The organism is Streptomyces sp. NBC_00080 (assembly GCF_045041255.1).
Lineage (GTDB): Bacteria > Actinomycetota > Actinomycetes > Streptomycetales > Streptomycetaceae > Streptomyces > Streptomyces coriariae.
The window spans coordinates 6,685,307-6,705,036 of sequence record NZ_CP108235.1; the positions used below are offsets into that span (position 1 = coordinate 6,685,307).

Sequence of the window (19,730 nt, forward strand, 5' to 3'; positions counted from 1 at the left end):
ACATTAGTAGTTAGGTATGACAAGTGCTGCCGCGTGCCTGCCTGTTGCCTCGATACCGGCCGCCTGTGTCCTCACTCCTGTTGTGCATGGGGGTGCAAGGGCAAGGGTCTGCCGCGACTGGCGCGGTAAAGGGGTGTGGTGGAGGGGGTATCGGCGCGAGTGCCCTCAGTGGCCCGCGGAGTGCCTGAACCAGCAGGGGCGGCTCGGCTCGCAGTGCCTCTGAATGCCTGGGTCGAGTCCATCGCTTGCCCCGCAAACTTCCTTTCCGTGACAAGAGGGGTAAATCGACTCAGGGTATTTCGCTATGTGAGGTGAATGTCCTGTAGTCCCGCTCTTCACGACCTCTTCTCATGTCACTGGCACCCACTAGGATCTGCGTGAGGGGTCTGACCTTGGGCTGAGGCGACCTCGAGGGATACGAGGAGCGGGGAACAGGCATGCGGGAAGGCCGGTGGGTCACGGTCACCGAGTCCGAGTTCGATCATGAACGCCGTGGCCTGGACGCGATCCGGGAGAAGCTGCCGGACTCCGACCCCTGGCGTGCCTGGTCGAACTTCACCTTCACCGCGAACACAGGCCACGTCCGCGAGGTCGACCTGCTGGTCGTCGCCCCCGGCGGCGTCTGCATGATCGAGCTGAAGGACTGGCACGGCTCGGTCACCTCGGAGAACGGCACCTGGGTGCAGACCACTCCCGGTGGCCGCCGCCGTACGCACGGCAACCCGCTGCACCTGGTCAACCGCAAGGCCAAGGAACTGGCCGGCCTGCTCGCGCTGCCCGGCAACAGACGAGTCTGGGTCGCCGAGGCCGTCTGCTTCACGGACAACAGCCTTCGTGTACGGCTGCCCGCCCACGACCAGAACGGCGTCTACACCATCCACCAGCTGGTGGAGATGCTCAAGGAGCCCCCGCGCGACGAGCGCCGCCGCATCACGGCGATCGGCTCGCGCGAGATCGAGGCGGCCCTCAAGAACATCGGCATCCGCAAGAGCGACGCGCAGTACAAGGTCGGCCCGTACGAGCTGGAGCGGAAGTCCTTCGACTCCGGGCCCACGTGGGCGGACTACCTCGCCCGGCATAGCGACCTGCCCGAGGCCGCCCGCGTCCGCATCTATCTCAGCGAGCGAGGCTCGGACGCCTCCCTGCGCCAGTCCGTCGAGAACGCGGCCCGGCGTGAGGCCGCGGTGCTGGGCCGTTTCAAGCACCCGGGCGTGGTCGAGCTCAAGCAGTACTTCCCCTCCGGGCACGCCGCCGGCCCCGCGCTGATCTTCGACTACCACCCGGACACCCTGAAGCTGGACGAGTACCTGGTCCAGTACGGCGAGAAGCTGGACATCCTCGGCCGGATGGCGCTTGTCCGCCAGCTCGCCGAGACCATGCGCTCCGCGCACTCCAGCCGCATCCACCACCGGGCGCTCGCCGCCCGCTCCGTGCTCGTCGTCCCCCGGCCGCGCGGCGGGAAGGGCCGGGCCGTGGGGGAGGAGGCCGCCTGGCTCACCCCGCACCTCCAGATCTCCGACTGGCAGATCGCCACCCAGCGCAGCGGCGACTCCTCCCAGGGCCAGGGCATGACCCGCTTCGCGCCGACCGCCCTGTCCTCGATGCACCTGGCCGACGACGCCGACGCCTACCTCGCCCCCGAACTCACCGCCCTCAACCCCGACCCGGTCCACCTCGACGTGTACGGCCTCGGCGTCCTCACCTACCTGCTGGTCACCGGCAAGGCCCCGGCCGCCAGCCAGGCCGAGCTGCTGGCCCGCCTGGAGGCGGGGGAGGGCCTGCGCCCCAGCTCCCTGGTGGACGGCCTGTCGGAGGACGTGGACGATCTGGTGCAGGCCGCCACCGCCTACCGCCCCGGCCAACGCCTGTCCAGCGTGGACGAGTTCCTGGAACTGCTGGAGGTCGTCGAGGACTCCCTCACCGCCCCGGCCCAGGCGGCCACCGCCCCGGAGGGGCCGGCCGACGAGGACGACGAGACCGCCGCCGACAAGGACCCGCTGGAGGCCGTCGCCGGTGACGTGTTCGCCGGCCGGTGGGAGATCCGCCGCCGCCTCGGCACCGGCTCCACCAGCCGCGCCTTCCTCGTCCGCGACCTCCAGGCCGAAGCCCGCAGGACCCGCCCGCTGGCCGTGCTGAAGGTCGCCCTCTCCGACAGTCGCAGCGAGATCCTCGCCCGCGAGGCCGAGGCCATGGGTCGCCTGCGCCCCCACTCCGGCATCATCCGCCTCGTCGAACCCGAGCCGCTGCACATCGGCGGCCGTACCGTCCTGGCCCTGGAGTACGTCGGCGACGAGCGCGACGACAGCGGACAGGGCACCGAGGGCGGCGCACGCCCGCGCCGCCGTGAGGAGACCGTCTCCCGCCAGCTCCGCGAGAACGGCCGCCTCCAGGTCGACCAGCTGGAGGCGTACGGCGACTACCTCTTCGGAGCCGTCGACTTCCTGGAGGGCGAGGGCGTCTGGCACCGCGACATCAAGCCCGACAACATCGCCATCCGTATCCGCCCCAACCGCACCCGCGAACTCGTCCTCATCGACTTCTCCCTCGCCGGCTACCCGGCGAAGAGCACCAACGCGGGCACTGACGGCTACCTCGACCCCTTCGTCGACGTCATCACCCGCGGCTCCTACGACTCCCACGCCGAGCGGTACGCCGTCGCCGTCACCCTGCACCAGATGGCCTCCGGCGAGCTGCCCAAGTGGGGCGACGGCAGCGTCCTGCCCCGCATGACCGATGCCAAGGAGTGGCCGTACCCGACCATCGCGGCCGAGGCCTTCGACCCGGCCGTACGGGACGGTCTCGTCGCCTTCTTCCAGAAGGCCCTGCACCGCGACGCCGGCAAGCGGTACCCCGAGCTGAAGCCGATGCGGGACGCCTGGCGCAAGGTCTTCCTCGACGCCTCCCAGACCGTCCCGTCCAGCCACCGCTCCCGCCACCCGGCCCCCGCGACCACGGGGGAGGGGACACCCGCCGAGGGCGCCGCCGAGGTGGCGATCGCGGACGCCGAGCCGGAGACCGCCGAGCAGCAGCGCGACCGCCTCGCCGCCGAGGTCACGCGGGATACTCCGCTGACAGTCTCCGGGCTCACGCCCGCTGCCCAGTCGTTCCTGTACGGCCTGGGCATCACGACTGTCGGTGAACTGCTCGACTACAGCCGCCGCAAGCTCGTCAACGCCCCCGGACTGGGAGCGAAGACCCGCAACGAGGTCCAGCAGCGGCAGCGCGAGTGGGGCGAGCGGCTACGCGAGATCCCCGTCTCGCCGCTCACGCCGAAGGGCCGCGCCGAGGCCAGGGAGGAGCTGGAGCAGCTCACGGCCGCCGAGTCTGCGTTGGTGGGCCGCCTCGCGACGGGTGAGTCGGCGGGCGCGCTGCCCGCCCGCACGCTGCGCTCGGTCAGCCTCGACACCCTCGCCACCGTCTTCGTGCCCGCCGTCAACAACAACGGCTCCAACCGCAACAAGGCGGAGATGGTGCGGCTGCTGCTGCGCCTGCCCGACGAGCACGGGGTTCTGCCGGACATCGGCGTCTGGCCCAAGCAGAAGGATGTCGCGGAGGGCCTTGGGCTGAGCCACGGCCGTATCCCGCAGATGCTCAAGGACGAGCGCAAGCGCTGGAAGGCGGAGCCCGCCGTCCAGGCACTGCGCGAGGAGATCATCGACCTCCTGGTGAGCATGGGGCGCGTCGCCTCGGCGGTGGAGATCGCGGATGCCCTGGCGGTCCGGCGCGGCACGCATCTCGCGGGGCGTGAACAGCGGCGGGCGATGGCGCTGGCGGCCGTACGGGCCGTGGTCGAGGTCGAGCAACTGCTCCCGCAGGAAGCCGAGTTCCAGCACCAGCCGAACCGCAAGGCGACGGACGAGTCCCTGGGCGCCGGCCTGCTCGCGCTCGACGTGCGCGAGAACGACGGCCCGGACACCCCGACGGCCCCCGGCCTGCTGGAGTACGCGACTCGCCTCGGCAAGACGGCCGACCGGCTCACCAAGCTGGACACCTTGCCGACGGCCGCGACCGTCCTGGCCGAGCTGAGCGCGCTGACGGTGCCGCCGGGCACGGTCGACTGGGATGAGCGGCGCATGGTGGAGCTGGCGGCCGCGGCCTCCGTGAACGCCGCCGCCACGCCGCGCCTGGAGATCTACCCGCGCGACCTGCCGCTGGTCAGGGCGCTGCGTCTCACGCAGGCCGGGCTCGTCCGCTGGATCCCGGGTATGCCGGAGGGGCAGCAGCCGGGCCTGACCGGTGAGGCCGTGCACGAGCGGGTCCGTGCTCGCTTCCCGGAGATGGTCGTCCCCGACGGGCGTGGCGGCACGACCCACGAACTACCGACGGGCGGCCCGCTCACCAAGGCGTTGCGCGACGCCGGCTTCGAACTGTCGCTCAGCATGCACGAACGCGAGGGCGTGCTGCGCTACCTGCCGACGCGGGTGGACGACGCGTCGAGCTACCTGACGACGGGTGCGTGGCGGCAGTCGACGCGTACGGGCGCGGTGACGCGGTACGCCGACGACCCGCAGCTCGCGGGCGCGGTTCGCGCGGAGGAACGGCTGCTCGCGTCGGCCCGCCGGGACGGGTACCGGGTGTTGACCGTACGGCAGCAGCTGGTGCGGGACGCGGTGCGGGAGCTGGGCGCCGGGCGGCTGGGCACGGACGCGGTGTCGGTGACGGAGCTGTTCCTGGAGGCCCTGCACGCGCAGGTCACTCCGGGCACCAAGCCCACCTGGGAGACGCTGCTCAAGGCGGACGCCGCCGAGCCGGGTTCGAAGGGTGCGGTGCGGTTCGCGGAGTACGTGCGGACGGCGTGGGGCGCGGTGGAACCCCGGATCGCGGAGCTGCTGGGTGATGGTGGCGGCGGTGGCGGCGCCGGTCCTGTTGGGCCTGCCGGTCCTGTGCTGCTGACGGAGGCCGGGGTGTTCGCGCGGTACGACGCGATGGGCGTCCTGGACCGGCTGGCGTCGGCGGCCCGGCGCGGCGGGCGGGGGTTGTGGCTCCTGGTCCCGCAGGCCGACCCGTCGCGTGAGCCCCGGCTCGGGCAGGTGGCCGTGCCGTACCAGGCCGGCCTGGGGGAGTGGATTCAGCTTCCGGACACGTGGGTGGGCAACGCCCATCGGGGGTCCGGCGAGGTTGTGGCAAGTGCTGGTGCCAGTGGTGTCGAGGGAGACGCGAAGTGATCGACCGCAAGGCTCTGTTGAACGACCTGAAGCAGCAGGTCAAGGCGGTCGAAGCCGACCTCGGGCGCCAGGTGAAGGCGCTGGGCGATGTCGGCGCACGCCTGAGGGCCGAGTACGACCAGGCACGCAAGCTGGGGCGTACGGCGGCGACATGGACCTCGTGGCTGGACGAGCGGGTCACGCAGGTCGCGGTGGCGTGGGTGCTGGGGACTGTCTTCGTACGGTTCTGCGAGGACAACCGGCTGATCCCGGAGCCGTATCTGACGGGGCCGGACGGTGACCGGCGGGAGCTGGCGGAGTCTCGGTACGACGCGTATGTGGAGTCGGACGAGGATCCGACGTACCGGGGGTGGCTGCGCCGAGCCTTTGCAGAGTTGGGCGACGGGCAGGCCGGACGGCTGCTGTTCGACAGTGACCACAACCCGCTGTACCAGATCCCGCTTTCGCACGACGGCGCGCGGGAGTTGGTTGAGTTCTGGCGGCAGAGGGACGAGGCGGGCGTCCTTGTCCACGACTTCACCGACCCGCTGAACGAGGACGGTACGGAGGGCTGGGACACCCGGTTTCTGGGCGACCTGTACCAGGACCTGAGCGAGGCCGCCCGTAAGACGTACGCGCTGCTCCAAACGCCTGAGTTCGTGGAGGAGTTCATCCTGGACCGGACGATGAATCCTGCGGTTCGGGAGTTCGGGTACGAGGAACTGAAGATGATCGACCCTACGTGTGGGTCTGGGCACTTTGTGTTGGGGGCGTTCCGGCGGTTGGTTCGGCTGTGGGCGGAGGGGCAGCCGGGTAAGGACGTGCACGAGCGGGTGGCAGCCGCGCTGAGGTCGGTGCACGGTGTGGACGTCAATCCGTTCGCGGTGGCTATTGCTCGGTTCCGGTTGTTGGTTGCGGCGATGGCGGCGGGGCGTGTGCGGACGTTGGCGAAGGCGGCAAAGTACGACTGGCAGGTGTCTCTGGCGGTCGGAGACTCGCTGATCAAGTCCCGCCGCTCACAGCAGGACAACTTGTTCGGCGAGGTCGATGCGGGCTTCGTCGACGAGTTGGCCGAGTTCAAGTACGCCACGGAGGACGTTCATGAGTACCAGGACATCTTGCGGCCGGGGCGGTATCACGTGGTGGTGGGAAATCCGCCATACATCACGGTAAAGGACAAGAAGCTCAACGAGCTGTATCGCGAACTGTATCCGGCCTGCGCGGGCACATATGCGCTCTCGGTTCCGTTTGCCCAGAGGTTCTTTGACCTGGCCAAGCGTGGGGATGCCGAGGGACGGGGGTACGGCATGGTCGGGCAGATCACCGCCAACTCCTTCATGAAGCGTGAGTTTGGGACGAAGCTAATTGAGAGCTACTTCGGGCATGCAGTGGAGTTGACCGAGGTCGTCGACACGTCAGGTGCCTACATTCCGGGGCACGGGACGCCTACGGTCATCCTGGTTGGCAAGCAGCGAGGCGGAGCCGGTCGATCGCCGGTCATTCGGACTGTCCGAAGCGTGCAGGGCGAGCCTGCCGCGCCAGAGAACGCAGAGGAGGGGCTGGTCTGGCGAGCAATCGTTGAGCAGATCGACAAGCCGGGCTCGGTGAGTCAGTGGGTGTCCGTGGACGACCTGGACCGAGCGCGATACTTCGCCAAGAAGCCCTGGATCTTGACTGACGGCGGATCGGAGTTGGTGGAAGCGCTGGCAACGGCTCGTGTGTCAGCGCTCAAGCCGCACATCGTCCGGATCGGATTCTATGGGGATACCCATGCGGACGACGCGTTGACGATGCCAGCTCGGACGCTTGAGCATCGAGGTGCTGAGCCGGAGTTCGTCAAACGAATCGGTGTCGGAGACGAAGTCCGGGACTATGCGATCGCTGGCGGCAACTCCGTGATTCATCCATACGACTTGAGGCGTTCCATCGTACCCCTCAACTCGATGCCCAGTATCGCTCGTCTGCTGTGGCCGAGCCGGACCGAGTTGGGTAACCGCTCGACGTTCACGGGAGGGACCTACTTCAGAGATGGTCGGCCGTGGTGGGAGTGGCACCAACTGCCCAAGGATATGGGCGCGCATCCGTGGTCTCTCAACTTCGCTTTCGTCGCCACACATAATCACGTGGTGCTGGACCGTAGTGGGCATGCCTTCACTAGGACCGCGCCCGTGATCAAGTTGCGGGAGGGGGCGAGTGAGGAGGATCATCTGCGGCTGCTTGGGCTGCTCAATAGTTCCACGGCTGGGTTCTGGCTCAAGATGGTGAGCCACGACAAGGGCAGTCAGGGCGTAAATGAGGGCTATAAGTCGCAAGTATGGGAGCGCTTCTACGAGTTCACCGGTACAAAGCTCCAGGAGTTCCCACTACCTGCCGAGTGCCCTACTGCCCTTGCCGCCGCCCTCGATACCCTCGCCCAACAGCTCACCGTCACCAGCCCCGCAACCGTGGCAGCCAAGTCCGCCCCCACTGCCACCGTCCTCCGTGAAGCCGGGGCCCGCTGGAAAACGACCCGCGCCCGCATGATCGCCCTCCAAGAGGAACTGGACTGGCAGGTCTACTCCCTCTACAACCTCCACTCCGAGGATCTCCGCGTCCACGAAGACCCCGACGACCCCAGCATCCCCGAACTCGCCCTCGGCGAGCGCGCCTTCGAGATTGTCCTCGCTCGCCGCGTCGCGGCAGGCGAAGCCAGCGGCGAGTGGTTCAGGCGGCACAACTCCACTCCCATCACGGAAATCCCCGCCCACTGGCCCGCCCTCTACCGCGAGGTCGTCCAGAAGCGCATCGACGCCATCGAGTCCAACCGTGCCATCGGTATGGTCGAGCGCCCGGAGTACAAGCGCCGTTGGGCCACCGAGGGTTGGGATACGCTCCAGGAGAAGGCCCTGCGCTCCTGGCTGTTCGACCGGATGGAGAACCGCGACCTCTGGTTCGACGAGAATGGTCAGCCCACCATCCTCACCCTGTCCCGGCTCACCGACGCCCTCTCCCGCGACGAGGACTTCGTCTCCGTCGCCAAGCTCTACGCGCCCCGCAAGGAACTCGCGAAGGTCGTCTCCGAGCTGATCACCGACGAGCACGTGCCGTTCCTCTCCGCCCTGCGCTACAAGCCGTCCGGGCTGAAGAAGCGCGCCGACTGGGAAGAGGTCTGGAACCTCCAGCGCAAGGAGGACGACGCTCCCGACGAGCCTGCCAAGCGGAAGATCCGGGACTCCATCCCCGTACCGCCGAAGTACACCTCGGCCGACTTCCTCCGCCCCTCCTACTGGAGGGCGCGCGGCAAGCTCGACGTGCCCAAGGAGCGGTTCATCTCCTACGGGCAGACCAACGCCGCCACCCCCGAGCTGTACGGGTGGGCCGGCTGGGACCAGCGCGAGCAGGCGCAGGCCCTCGCCACGTACTTCACCAACACCGCGCTGTCCACCGAGGAGATCACGCCGTTCCTCGCCGGCCTGCTGGAACTCCAGCCGTGGCTGTCCCAGTGGCACAACGAGTTCGACATGCTCTACAGCGGCTCCCCGGCGGACTTCTTCGCCGGTTACCGCCAGCAGAAGCAGGGTGAGCACGGACTCACTGACGACGACCTCCGTGGCTGGCGTCCTCTGGCCGCGACCCGAGGTCGTCGCGCAGCAGTGAAGCAGTAGCCAGGAGTAGATCGAGGTCCGTCGGTTCAGGGGCCACCCAGTGCGTGAGCGGGTGGCCCTTGGTCCGCGCGTGCAGCTCCGCCCACACTGTCTTGCCCGGAGCGGCCCAACGAGGGCTGACACCCCAGTCGTCCGCGAGGACGGCGACGAGCAGCAGGCCCCGGCCGGACTCGGACAGCGAGTCGGTCGTCGAGGGACTGGCCAGAGGCTGTTTCTCGGCGCGAGTGTCGGTCACCTCGATGCGGGCGATGCCCTCGGCCAGGGTGAGATGGAGGTGGAAGTCCCGGCCGGGGACGTGGCCGTGGCGTACGGCGTTGGCGGTGAGTTCCGCCGTGATGAGGGTGAGCGTCTCGTTGACCGGGCTCGTGTAGGGGTGGCCCCAGTCGTTCAGGCGGTGCGAGACGAGTCGGCGGGCGAGGCGGGCGCCGCGTGGGGTCGAGGTGAAGCGCATGGTGAACGCGCGTTCGAGTGCCGAGGGCTGTGGCATATGTCCGTTCGGGGGAGTTGCTGACTTCATGGGGTTAACGGTCGCGGACTCTGCGTAGCGTTGACCAGGAGCGATGCGCTGACGGGTGCGGGCTGTACACGTCGGCCGTGCGCTTGTACGTGGGTCGGGCGTGACCGGTTCCCAGGCCGTGCGTTGGGCGGGCGGAGTCCGGTGGCTGTGGTGGTCGTACGGGAGGAGTCGCGGCGTGGACGACGAGGTTCAGCAGCCGGAGTATGAGGTCGGGACAGGCGTGTTGTGCGTGTTCGGACGGCAGTTGAAGCTGTTCCGGGAGCGGGCGGGGATGGACCGCGCGAAGCTCGGGTCGCTGACCGGGTACTCGGCCTCGACGATTGCCTCGTTCGAGCAGGGGAGACGTATCCCGCCGCCGAAGTTCATCGACCGGGCGGATGAAGTGCTGGACGCGGGTGGGGTGTTGAGCGCGAGCAAGGAGGAGGTGGCTCGGGCTCAGTATCCAGCCTTCTTCCGGGATGCGGCCAAGTTGGAGGCCGAGGCCGTCGAGCTGCATGTGTATGACACTCAGTTGGTCAACGGCCTGTTGCAGGCGGTGGAGTACGCGCGAGCGGTGTTCGCCATGTGGCAGCCGCTGTTGGACGAAGCGCTCATGGAGCAGCGAGTAGCCGCACGACTGGCACGGCAGGAGATCTTCTCCCGCCGCCCTGCGCCGCATCTGAGCTTTGTGATCGAGGAGGCTGTCCTGCTCCGGCCACTCGGCGGAGAGGCTGTCTGGCGAGGCCAGTTGGAGCACCTCATGCTGATCGCGGAGAAGCGCAACGTGGTAATCCAGGTGATGCCGTTGTCCCGCCAGGAACATGCGGGACTCGCTGGACCGTTCACCTTGATGGAAGCCAAGGATGGGCGCAGGATCGCGTACACGGAGGTACAAGGCGACAGCCGTGTGCACACAGAGCGTCACAAGGTGCGGCAGCTTGAGCGTACGTACGGGATCCTTCGCGCGCAGGCCCACACTCCGACAGAATCGCTGGCGTTGATCGAGAAGTTGCTGGGAGAGAGATGAGCGGGGAAGAGACAGGGCCGGACACCGATGCCCTGGCATGGTTCAAGAGCAGCTACAGCGCTGGCGACGGGGGCCAGTGCGTCGAGGTCGCCGTCCGCCCCACCAGGGTCCACGTCCGCGACTCAAAGGACACAACCCGTGCCCCACTGACCGTAGACCCCACGGCGTGGACCGCGTTCATCGAGTTCGCGGCACTCTGACAGGCGCTGGGCCCTCGGCAGGTGTGCACGTGCCGAGGGCCCAGCGCTTCTCTCAACGGGGGGCAGACCCTCCCGCGTTCGGCATCAGGGCTACGGGCCCTTGTCCGCTATGGGGATGAGCGGCTGCCCGTAGGGGAGGGGCTGGTGCGCGAGCTGATGAGAGTCGCTCCTCTGAAGCATGGCCTGCCGTCCGGATCGGTCAGTGCAACGCCCGCCGCGCCGCACTGATGAGACGGTGCGCGTCAACGCCGTACACCGCGGACTCCCGGAGTGTCCTCCAGGTGCGCAGATAGGTGTCCACACCGGCTTCGTCCTCGATCCACAACTTCGCGTGCCAGTTTTCGACGATCACCTTGCGGTCGTCGTAGATCCAGAAGGCGGTGGCCGGAGGGATCTTGAGGGCGGCGGAGAGCGGGATGATCCCCAGTTCGACCGTGGTGAGGCCGATGACTCCCATGAGGCGGTCGAGCTGGGCGGCGAGCACCGACGGAGGGCAGATCTGGGCGTGCAGGGCGGCTTCCCACAGGATGAGGTGGAAACGCTTCGGCGAGTCGTAGAGCGCTTCTTGCCGTTTCATCCGGGAGCGCACTGCCTGCTCGGTGTCGCGCGGCGATCTCTGTAGCTCCGCGTATCTCGTGAAGATCGACTGCGCGTAGTCCGGCGTCTGGAGAATCCCGAAAATCATGGACGACTCCCAGCCACGGAATACAGAGGCGTCGGCATGGGCGCGTAGATGAGTGTCCTGGACCGCCTTGTGCCCAGAGGCCAGTTGTCGCCGCCATGACCGTATGTGCGACTCGAAGCCCCGCAGCCGCCCGAGCAGTTCGTCGTACGCCTCCGGTTGGCCGGTTGCCTCCGCCCACCTGCGCAGGCAGTCGGGCGTTGGTGTAGTCCGGCCGTTCTCCAGCTTACTGACCTTCGACTTGTGCCATCCACACCTGTCGGCGAGTTCGGTACCGGTGAGACGGCCACCGGGGGCTGACAGCCGAAGCTCCCGGAGGCGTATCCCGAGGGCTTCGCGTGCCTTCTGGTAGTCCGTGCTCACCGGTACGCACCTGTTTCTGTTACTCCTTCACGGCCAGGCCGGCCGCGAACTCCTCGTAGGGGACGGCGTGATGCATGGCCGCGTCGCGCACCATGGAGTACCGCACCACTTCGGCGGGCTCCGTGATCAGTTCGACACCTACCAGGTTGTCGGCATCGTCGAACTTGAGCAACGCGACCATTCGTGAGTCGAAGATCCAGAAGTCTTCGGAGGGGAGGTGCAGCCGGTCGGCGTCAACGCGCCGGAGATTCATGATCCGCTCGCCGACAGCGCTGTTGCGGCGTGCGTTGTCGAGCAAGTACAGCTGTCCTGTCGTGGGCGGGTCGTCGACGATGCGCACCCGTCCCACTCGCTTGCCGAGCGCGGCTTGTGCGCGCCGGTTGGCACACCATTCCGAGTCCTGGTCGTCCCAGTCCACCGGCTCACCTCGGGTGAACTGGGCGTAGGTCTCGGTGACCTCGTCCGACGCGTAGCGACGCCGAGTTTCCAGCCGCCAGGCCGTGTGCTCGAACTGGGTGAAGAGCCGGTCGAACTCGTCCAGGCCGATGACCTTCGCCTTGCGGGTCATATCCTTGGGCCCCCAATCCACGAGGAGTTCGCGTGGCACCACGACCGGCACCTCACCCTCGCCCAGGTGCCGGAGCCGGGCGATGTCCTCGGGGTCGGTGAGCGGCGGGCCGTGCACGATGACCTCGCCCGTGTCGAGGTCCTCATGGACAGACGGACACCCGTTGACGCCGCTACCCGTCCCGTTGAAGCGCAGCCTTCGCACCATGAGCAGTTCCTTTCGCGGGGGACCAATGTGTCAAGCCTCCCCACGGGCAGCGCCTCATGTGCGCTGTTCAGACGGGCCATATGAGGAACTTCGGGGAACTCACTCGCGAAGTCAAGCAACTTCGAGGAACTTCTCTGTCTCCCAGTCCCTGCCCTTCCCTACCGTCTCGTTCATGGCCAGCCCAGGAGAGGCCGACAGGCGGCACGGGCTCGCATCCGAACAAGCACGACCTTTGTCCGAAGGAGCAGTCCATGACCGTCACGCTCGACCGGCCCGTGAGCACCCGCACGCGGGACCCGAAGGAACTCCTCAACGCCGTCCAGCCCCGCATCAAGCACCTGACCATCAACGTGCTGGACGGCGGCATGACCCTCTGGGACCGCGAAGTGGCCCTGCTGCTGCGCGACCACACGATGGTCCGCGACATGGCCGAACGCGTCCTCGGCAACGCCGTCATGTACACCATCGGCTGCATGGAGCACCCGGAGGTCCATCTCGGGGTCGGCAAGCTCGTCGACATCGGCGTTCACCAGCTCATCCTTGACACGCCCGTGTGGTGGGCCCTCTGCGAGGCGTACAACGCGGGCCGCTACAAGCACCACGCCCCGTTCATCGAGCGCCGTCGCGACGGTCTGTGCCTGCGCACGGCGGACTTCCTGAAGTCCATCGGCTTCGACACCGACGAGGAGCTGTGGGCGATCGACGGCACGGACTGCTCGCCGTGTGACAACAAGGTCCCCGACAGCCACTGAACAGCCCTACGCTGGCCCCTGTCCTCGGTCCCCAGAAGGACAGGGGCCAGCCCTTGCGAAGAGGAATCGACTTGCCCGCACAACACGACATCGCCGCCGAGACGGAGCTGTGGGACACCTTCGCCGCTTCCGCCTTCAAGGAAGACGCGGAGCCGGGCTTCTGCTGGACCCAGTACGCCGGTCACGGACCCGGCCCGGAGCTGCTGGGTGACCCGCGCTCCGTACTGGAGATCGGCTGCGGCACAGGCCGCACCCTCGCCCACCTTGCTGAGCGCGGCATCGCCGCTCGGGGTGTCGATCTGTCTCCCGTCATGGTCGAGAAGACCACCACGAAGTGGGCCGGCACCGGCGCGGAGTTCGTGTGCTCCGAGGTGCTGGAGTACCTGAGCGAGCACGAGGAGCTGTACGACGCGGTCTACTCGATCTTCGGAGCCGCCTGGTTCACAGACCCGGGCCGTCTCTTCCCCCTTGTCCGCCAACGGCTCAAGCCCGGCGGCGTCTTCGTGTTCTCGCAGCCGCCGGCCATCCCCGGCGCATACGGGCCGCAGGGCATGTACAAGGGAGGTTTCGCCGGAAAGGCGATGTTCACCTACCGCTACAGCTACCGCCCGGCCGTCTGGGAGCGCCTACTCACCCGGGCCGGGTTCGCCACGGCCGACGCGCGGGTCCTCGGCGCGCCTCACCCCAGGCACATCGGGACGCTCCTCGTCCGCGCGGTCGCTCCGTGACGGACAACGGGCGAGCGCGTCTTCGTGCTTCGATCCGCGACGGCTCGTCCGAGGAGTCGGCGGGCGAGGCGGGCCCCGTGTGGGGTTGAGATGAAGGGCATGGTGAACTCCCTTTCGAGTGCGGGACGCTGTGGCATGTGCCGAGGGCCCAGTGCATGTCCGCCTCCGCAGCACTTTTAGCAGCCCTCGCGCCTTGCTCGCCGGGTGCCGCGCATGCGCTGGCTGCCACGGCGATCAACGTCCGCCCAGAGACGCTCGATTCACGACGGCGGTCGCTGTCCCAAGTGACGATCGACATCGTGATGCACCCAGCCCGCACGCCACTGTCACTCACATAACAAGGCCCCAACGGAGCTGGCACAGTGCGGCCCTTGGAGCGCGGAGCTGCTGTAAGTTCCTGCCATGAAACAGGGCAAAGACATCGAGAACCCCGAGTCGCGCTTCTCCGCGGTGCTGCTGGCGGCAGCGAAGCTTCCCGGCGTGCGTATCAACAGGGAGACGTACCTCCGAAGTGCGCTGGCTCGGCACTGCTCCGAGGACGACATCCGGAGAGCGATAGAAGAGACCCCCGCTGCGGCGGGCATCCCTGTCGAGGTTCTCGACAAGGTGGCCAACGACTCCATCCGCTTCGAGACCGGCAAGGTCAGCGCTCTCTCCGCCGCTGCCGGGATCCCCGGTGTCCTCGCTCTTCCCGCCACAGTGCCCGCCGACCTGGCCCAGTACTTCGGCCACATGGTGCGTATCGCGCAGAAACTCGCCTACCTCTACAGCTGGCCCGACCTGTTCTCCGACGACGGCGATGACGTCGATGACGCGACCATGGGGGTGCTGACGCTGTTCTTCGGCGTGATGTTCGGCACCCAGTCGGCGAACACCGCCGTGGGGAAGGTCGCGGGGATGATGTCGAAGCAAGTAGCCAAGAAGCTGCCCCAGAAGGCACTCACCCAGGGTGTCATCTACCCGATAGTGAAAAAGGTCGCGGCTTACCTCGGCGTCCAGATGACGAAGCAGTCCTTCGCGAAGGCCGTCTCGAAGGCCATCCCTCTCGTCGGGGCCGTTGTCTCCGGCGGGCTCACTCTTGCGACCTTCCTTCCGATGGCCAAGAGGCTCAAGAAGCATCTCTCCAGCCTGCCGCTGGCGGAGCCGTCGCACCGAGTGATGGATGGGGAAGTCGTGGAGGGCGAAGTCGTGGAAGACCACGGACCTTTCGCCACAGCACACGCTGACCAGCACGGCGCGGACACCACTGCCATCAAGCTGGAGGAACCTCAGCCATGACAGGGCGAGCGCCCTCCTGAATGCCGAAGGGGTGGCCCGAGGCGGCGTGCGTTCTCGTCATCGCCGCCGGGGGCGGAGATCTGTTGGCATGAGGGCTCGCTCGGCACCCCGCCTACCTGATCACCGCGAACCGCGAAGACCAGTCTGAGCGCCGGACACCCGGGGCGGAGCCAGGGTGACGATCTCCCGGTCGAAGAAATCCTGGAATCCCTCACCGCGCTCATAAAGCGCATCGAATCCGGCGTTCGTTTCTCGGATCAGTGAGCCGTCCGTGTAGCGGTTGGCTCCGGCCGCATTTCCGTCCTCGTCGTAAACGACCTCATACATGGCCACATCGCCGAGAATCACCACCTCTGGAACCGGGCGACTCCGCTCGATGTTCGAAATATCGCGAGCGTCCAGAACCTTGATGTCATCGCCCACGTCCACACGTACGCGCAGGACGAACAACTCCCATTGCACATACGGCGTGACCGGGAATTCCACGACACGGAGGCGGCGGTGTGTGACGCCCAGTTCCGACGCCCGCCGGATTTCCCGGGCGTAGTCCTCGCGCCTCTCGTCGGCCAGGGACAGAGCCCTCTCCCAGTCGCCGCCGGCGAAGGCCTCCCAGCTCGGGAAGCCACGCTCCTTGAAGTGCTGGCCGCGCTCGAGCTTGTTGAGGAAGCCGATCCCGTTGGTGTAGAGCCGGCCCAAGTCCGCGTGGTACGTGGGGCGGTCAAGGCGTTCGGAGGTACCGCCGGGGAAGGAGTCAAACACTGGGGATGTCCGGCTTCGCCGCGATGAGCATGTTCCTGGGGATGACCACGAGGCGTTCGTCCGACCCGATCGAGACCCCGTCGGGCAGGTTCCTGCCGAGTGACTGGGTGAGGTCCCGGCCGATGACGGCGATGTCGCCGTTGGTGAGTTCCCAGATGTCCGGGCAGTCAGGAGTTCCGGTGGTGTTTCCGAGTTCCTGGGGTGTTTTTCCCAGGCGCCGCTTGAAACTCGTGTCCGGATCCGCTTCCCATGGCCTGGCCATTTCCGTCGCCCCCTCGATCGGTCGGGATGCCTCACTGTAGCGTGCATCTTGCCCGCCTGACGATGTGTTGGAGCCGCCCCATCGGGGTAATGGCGAGGATTGATTCCTCCTTGTCTCATGTCGCTCAGGGCTGGAATGATATTGATCGGGAAGAAAATCACGTCAACGCCTGACAGGTGGCACTTTCCATCTGTGCTGTCGGAAAATCGGGTGAACGGAGGGGCGGCTGTGGACTCAGAAGTGACCCTGCTTGCGCAGAGCGCGGGGGCCACGTTGGTCACGTTGATGGCGACCGATGCCTGGCACCGTGTGCGTGACGGGATCACACAGCTCTGGCGCCGGACACAACCCGAGCGCGCCGAGACCGTCGCCGCCGAGTTGGAGGCCGGCCGCGAGGACGTGCTGACCGCCGTGGCGGCCGACGACCAGGAGACCCTGGACGAACTACGCCTTCAGTGGCAGGGGTTGGTGCGGCGGCTTCTCGTGGCCCGGCCCGCCGCCGTCGAGGAGATGCGCGCGCTGCTGGACCAACTCGATCCAGGTGGCTCGGCCACCCGGCAGATCACCCAGCACGCCACCGCGTCCGGTCAGGCCCGGGTCTACCAAGCGGGACGTGACCAGCACATCGCAGAGCGATGACGGGCGGGACGGACGGCCACGCCGAGGACCAGGGACGTGTCTACCAGTCGCGGGGCGACCAGCACATCAGCGAACACCACCACTACGGCGGGGACGGGCCGGCACTCGGCGGGCCGGACTCGGTGCGTCGCCCGGCGGTCGGCCGGCTCCCCGTCGCGCTGCGCGACCGCAGTGAGGTGATGGAGCGCCTGCGGGCGAGCGTCGAGGCGGAGCGTGGCGGGCAGGTCTACGTGCTGTACGGCATGGGCGGCTCGGGCAAGACGGCGGTCGCCTGCGCCCTGTTCCAGGAGGTCACCGGAGAACGGGGCCGGGTGGGCCTGTGGGTCAACGCCTCCGACCGGGCGAGCCTGCGTGCCGGCATGCTCGCCGTCGCCGCCGACCGAGGGGCGGGCGACGGCGAACTGCTCGCCGCACGCAACGGCCTCAGACCTGCCGCCGATCTCGCCTGGACGTATCTCGACCGTTCCGCCGAACCCTGGTTACTGGTCCTGGACAACACCGACGAGCCGGAGATCCTGCGGGACGGCAACTGGCTGCGCACCAGCCCGCGCGGCACCGTCCTGGTGACCACACGGCGAGCGGCGGCCCGGTGGTGGCCCGGCGCCGAGCTGCAGTACGTCGGCGTACTGCCGCGGGAGGACGCCGCGCTCGTGCTGCGCGATCTCGCCCCGCACAGCGGTACGGCGGAGCAGGCGGCGCGGGTCGCGGATCGGCTCGGGCGGCTGCCCCTCGCCCTCACCCTGGCGGGCGGCTTCCTCTCCCACCAGGTCATCGACCCCTGGACGATGGACGCCTACGGGGACCAGCTCGACGGAGACGAACGGGTCCAGCTGATCGACCGGGGAGCCGACGCGCTGTCCGAAGCGGACCCCCGGCATCTGGTCGGCCTGACCTGGCAGCTGACCCTCGACGCGTTCGAGGCGCGCGGACTGCCGGAAGCGGCGGCCCTGCTCAGACTGCTCGCCCGGTTCGCCGCCGAGCCGCTGCCGCTGACTCTGCTCAACCACACCGACATCGGCGCCGTACTACCTCGTGCCCGAACCGAGACGGCCCTCAGAGCCCTCCTCGACCAGTCCCTGTCCGAACTGGTCGACGCCGCCGGCGCGCGCTGCGTACAGAGTCACGGCATCCTGCTCGACAGCGTCTCGGCGGCGACCCCCGCGGATTTGGTGCCCGCCCTCGACATGACAGCCGTCCGGCTGCTCGACGCGGCCGTGCCCGCCGTGCCCGACGCGGGGCCGCACGATCCGCGACTGCGCCTGCTGGTACCGCACGCGCTGGCCCTGCTGGGGCACATCGGCGGGCCGTTCGCCGCCCATGCCCTGGCCGTCGCGACCCGGCTGTCGGTCGCCCTGCACCGGACCGGTGACTACCTCTCCGCCTGGGAGACCGCCCGCACCGCGGCGGACCTCGCACAGCGACTCCTCGGCGCGGACCACCGGACGGTCCTCGCCGCCCGCTCCAGGGCGGGGCGGGCACTGTTCCGGCTGGGCAGGTACGCCGAAGCCGAAGCGGCGCTCCGCGCGGTCCGGGACGCCCAGGAGCGCCTGTTCGGCCCCGACGACCCCGACACCACGGACAGCGGCTACGGCCTCCAGCTCGTGCTGGCGAACCTCGGCAGACGCGAGGAATCCGTCGCGCTGCTCCGCGGCACCGTCGCCGGGCGCCGTTCGGCGCTGGGCCCCGCGCATCCGCTGACCCTGCGGGCCCGCGCCAGCCTGCTGGAGATGCTGCCCGCCGCCGAAGTGGTCACCGAGGACAGCGGCTCACTGCTCACGCTGCCGTCGGAATGCGATCGGTCCCTCGGCCCCGACCACACCGTGACACTGGGCGCCCGACACAACCACGCGTGGGCGCTGCATCTCCTGGGCCGCTTCGACGAGGCCGACCGTGAGATCCGGCAGGTCGCCGAGACGTACGCGCGGCGCTTCGGGCCCGAGCATCCGGTCGTGCTCGCCGCCCGGCAGCTCCTCTCCCGGACCCGGGCCGCGCTCGGCCATGTGGAGGAGGCGATCGAGCTGATGACCGACGTCGTCGCACGACGGGAACGCGGCCTGGGCCCCGATCACCCCTTCACGGTCGCGGGCCGGCGGCTCCTGGACATGTACCGGTCGGGCCGATGACGTGACGGCTCTTGCCGCGACGGGCAGCGGTGGCCTCAGTAGTGGTAGCGGGCCTTGAGGATCTTGACTTCCTTCTCGTCCACCCGGTAGACGAGCCGGTGCTCGTCGTCGATCCGGCGTGACCAGTAGCCGGACAGGTCGCCCTTCAGAGGCTCCGGCTTGCCGATGCCGGTGAAGGGGGTGCGCTGGATCTCGGCGATCAGCCGGGTGATCCTGCGGGCCATGGCGCGGTCCGAGCCGAGCCAGAACAGGAAGTCCTCCCATCCGGCCGGGTCGAAGTGGACGCTTCTCACCCGTCACCCGCCAGCTCTTCCAGCTCTGCCATGGTCCTGGTGACCACGGCCTCGCCGGCCCTGTCCCGTGCGACGGCTTCCATGAGGCTGCGCGCGTTGGCGGGGGAGCGCAGCAGATAGACGGTCTCCTGCCAGGAGTCGTAGTCCTCGGCGGACATCAGTACCGCGTCGCCGCTCTTGGAGCTGATGCGCACGGGGGTGTGGTCGTCGTTGACGCGCTTGATGAGCGGGAAGAGATCCTTGCGTGCCTCGCTGGCGCTTATGGTCATCTGCGGCACCCTCTCCTGGTGGTACTGGAAAATGGTACTGCAATGGTACAAGGTTCTGGTACGGGTCGCGGAGTGAGGCGCCTTCGGTAGCCCCGATCTGGTTCCGGTGGCCAGGGGTGCGAGGGCCGCCGGTTGATCGATCGGTATGAAGGCGGGTATACAGCGCAAGGGGGAGTAAGCGCCTGCCCGGCGGCCGGACGCTTCCGGTGCGGGTGGGCGGCGGCCCGCCTTCGCTGTGGTCGGTCGGCTTCGCTGTCCCCGTTGGTCGGCCGAACAGGCAGCGGACATCCCGCACG

The 19,730-nt window shown here is 68.2% G+C and carries 16 protein-coding genes; 9 read left to right on the forward strand and 7 right to left on the reverse strand.

The genetic code is table 11. The features are described from left to right. Nucleotides 1-437 precede the first annotated feature (437 nt). Both pglW and pglX read left to right on the forward strand, forming a co-directional pair. A complete protein-coding gene (gene pglW / locus OHU34_RS29785; RefSeq protein WP_405769157.1) occupies nt 438-5,165 on the forward strand; it encodes a BREX system serine/threonine kinase PglW in 4,728 nt (1,575 codons plus the stop codon). Beyond that, the gene (gene pglX / locus OHU34_RS29790) at nt 5,162-8,788 is read left to right on the forward strand and encodes a BREX-2 system adenine-specific DNA-methyltransferase PglX (protein ID WP_405769160.1); all 3,627 of its coding nucleotides are present in this window, start codon (nt 5,162-5,164) and stop codon (nt 8,786-8,788) included. Before pglW ends, pglX begins: the two co-directional genes overlap by 4 nt. On the opposite strand, the gene OHU34_RS29795 is transcribed toward pglX, so the two are convergent. Continuing rightward, on the reverse strand, nt 8,715-9,305 hold the full coding sequence (locus OHU34_RS29795) for an ATP-binding protein (RefSeq protein ID WP_405769163.1): 591 nt from the start codon (nt 9,303-9,305) through the stop codon (nt 8,715-8,717). The genes pglX and OHU34_RS29795 overlap by 74 nt on opposite strands. Nucleotides 9,306-9,480: 175 nt before the next feature. Here OHU34_RS29795 and OHU34_RS29800 point away from each other — a divergent pair, with 175 nt between their 5' ends. Both OHU34_RS29800 and OHU34_RS29805 read left to right on the forward strand, forming a co-directional pair. Then, nucleotides 9,481-10,311, forward strand: a complete 831-nt coding sequence (locus tag OHU34_RS29800; protein WP_405769166.1) for a helix-turn-helix domain-containing protein — start codon at nt 9,481-9,483, stop codon at nt 10,309-10,311. Then, nucleotides 10,308-10,511 (forward strand): DUF397 domain-containing protein, encoded by a 204-nt coding sequence (locus OHU34_RS29805; protein ID WP_405769169.1) that lies wholly within the window; start codon nt 10,308-10,310, stop codon nt 10,509-10,511. Before OHU34_RS29800 ends, OHU34_RS29805 begins: the two co-directional genes overlap by 4 nt. Nucleotides 10,512-10,710: 199 nt before the next feature. Here the strand turns inward: OHU34_RS29805 and OHU34_RS29810 are convergent, their stop codons facing one another. After that, a complete protein-coding gene (locus OHU34_RS29810) occupies nt 10,711-11,556 on the reverse strand; it encodes a helix-turn-helix domain-containing protein (RefSeq protein ID WP_405769172.1) in 846 nt (281 codons plus the stop codon). 19 nt (nt 11,557-11,575) lie between these two features. Further along, nucleotides 11,576-12,331, reverse strand: a complete 756-nt coding sequence (locus tag OHU34_RS29815) for a DUF6879 family protein (protein ID WP_405769175.1) — start codon at nt 12,329-12,331, stop codon at nt 11,576-11,578. 251 nt (nt 12,332-12,582) lie between these two features. Between OHU34_RS29815 and OHU34_RS29820 the strand changes: the two genes are divergently transcribed. The 3 genes from OHU34_RS29820 to OHU34_RS29830 all read left to right on the forward strand — a co-directional run bounded on the left by OHU34_RS29820 (nt 12,583) and on the right by OHU34_RS29830 (nt 15,089). Beyond that, nucleotides 12,583-13,083 (forward strand): hypothetical protein, encoded by a 501-nt coding sequence (locus tag OHU34_RS29820; RefSeq protein ID WP_142263963.1) that lies wholly within the window; start codon nt 12,583-12,585, stop codon nt 13,081-13,083. 71 nt (nt 13,084-13,154) lie between these two features. Next, nucleotides 13,155-13,811: a bifunctional 2-polyprenyl-6-hydroxyphenol methylase/3-demethylubiquinol 3-O-methyltransferase UbiG gene (locus OHU34_RS29825; RefSeq protein ID WP_142263962.1), complete on the forward strand. Its 657-nt coding sequence runs from the start codon at nt 13,155-13,157 to the stop codon at nt 13,809-13,811. Between the two features lie 402 nt (nt 13,812-14,213). Next, nucleotides 14,214-15,089 carry a hypothetical protein gene (locus OHU34_RS29830; RefSeq protein WP_405769179.1) on the forward strand — a complete coding sequence of 292 codons (876 nt, stop codon included), beginning with the start codon at nt 14,214-14,216 and terminating at the stop codon, nt 15,087-15,089. A 120-nt stretch (nt 15,090-15,209) separates the two neighbouring features. Here the strand turns inward: OHU34_RS29830 and OHU34_RS29835 are convergent, their stop codons facing one another. Together OHU34_RS29835 and OHU34_RS29840 are read right to left on the reverse strand one after the other, a co-directional pair. Then, the gene (locus OHU34_RS29835) at nt 15,210-15,848 is read right to left on the reverse strand and encodes a DUF6879 family protein (protein WP_405769182.1); all 639 of its coding nucleotides are present in this window, start codon (nt 15,846-15,848) and stop codon (nt 15,210-15,212) included. Next, complete coding sequence (locus OHU34_RS29840) at nt 15,841-16,110, reverse strand: hypothetical protein (protein ID WP_142263959.1); 270 nt, start codon at nt 16,108-16,110, stop codon at nt 15,841-15,843. Before OHU34_RS29840 ends, OHU34_RS29835 begins: the two co-directional genes overlap by 8 nt. Before the next feature lie 228 nt (nt 16,111-16,338). Between OHU34_RS29840 and OHU34_RS29845 the strand changes: the two genes are divergently transcribed. Both OHU34_RS29845 and OHU34_RS29850 read left to right on the forward strand, forming a co-directional pair. After that, on the forward strand, nt 16,339-16,749 hold the full coding sequence (locus OHU34_RS29845; RefSeq protein ID WP_142263958.1) for a hypothetical protein: 411 nt from the start codon (nt 16,339-16,341) through the stop codon (nt 16,747-16,749). After that, nucleotides 16,746-18,872 carry a tetratricopeptide repeat protein gene (locus OHU34_RS29850; RefSeq protein ID WP_405769186.1) on the forward strand — a complete coding sequence of 709 codons (2,127 nt, stop codon included), beginning with the start codon at nt 16,746-16,748 and terminating at the stop codon, nt 18,870-18,872. Before OHU34_RS29845 ends, OHU34_RS29850 begins: the two co-directional genes overlap by 4 nt. 35 nt (nt 18,873-18,907) lie before the next feature. On the opposite strand, the gene OHU34_RS29855 is transcribed toward OHU34_RS29850, so the two are convergent. Together OHU34_RS29855 and OHU34_RS29860 are read right to left on the reverse strand one after the other, a co-directional pair. Next, nucleotides 18,908-19,165 (reverse strand): Txe/YoeB family addiction module toxin, encoded by a 258-nt coding sequence (locus OHU34_RS29855; RefSeq protein ID WP_055511941.1) that lies wholly within the window; start codon nt 19,163-19,165, stop codon nt 18,908-18,910. Then, nucleotides 19,162-19,434, reverse strand: coding sequence for a type II toxin-antitoxin system Phd/YefM family antitoxin (locus tag OHU34_RS29860; RefSeq protein WP_067040800.1), 273 nt, complete (start codon nt 19,432-19,434; stop codon nt 19,162-19,164). The genes OHU34_RS29855 and OHU34_RS29860 overlap by 4 nt, the downstream gene beginning before the upstream one ends. Between the last annotated feature and the right edge of the window lie 296 nt (nt 19,435-19,730).

Bases quoted from the DNA above. Each gene is read 5' to 3' on its own strand.
- pglW (WP_405769157.1), top strand. From the start codon at position 438: ATGCGGGAAGGCCGGTGGGTCACGGTCACCGAGTCCGAGTTCGATCAT.
- OHU34_RS29795 (WP_405769163.1), bottom strand. From the start codon at position 9,305: ATGAAGTCAGCAACTCCCCCGAACGGACATATGCCACAGCCCTCGGCA.
- OHU34_RS29805 (WP_405769169.1), top strand. From the start codon at position 10,308: ATGAGCGGGGAAGAGACAGGGCCGGACACCGATGCCCTGGCATGGTTC.
- OHU34_RS29815 (WP_405769175.1), bottom strand. From the start codon at position 12,331: ATGGTGCGAAGGCTGCGCTTCAACGGGACGGGTAGCGGCGTCAACGGG.
- OHU34_RS29820 (WP_142263963.1), top strand. From the start codon at position 12,583: ATGACCGTCACGCTCGACCGGCCCGTGAGCACCCGCACGCGGGACCCG.
- OHU34_RS29830 (WP_405769179.1), top strand. From the start codon at position 14,214: ATGAAACAGGGCAAAGACATCGAGAACCCCGAGTCGCGCTTCTCCGCG.
- OHU34_RS29840 (WP_142263959.1), bottom strand. From the start codon at position 16,110: ATGGCCAGGCCATGGGAAGCGGATCCGGACACGAGTTTCAAGCGGCGC.
- OHU34_RS29850 (WP_405769186.1), top strand. From the start codon at position 16,746: ATGACGGGCGGGACGGACGGCCACGCCGAGGACCAGGGACGTGTCTAC.
- OHU34_RS29860 (WP_067040800.1), bottom strand. From the start codon at position 19,434: ATGACCATAAGCGCCAGCGAGGCACGCAAGGATCTCTTCCCGCTCATC.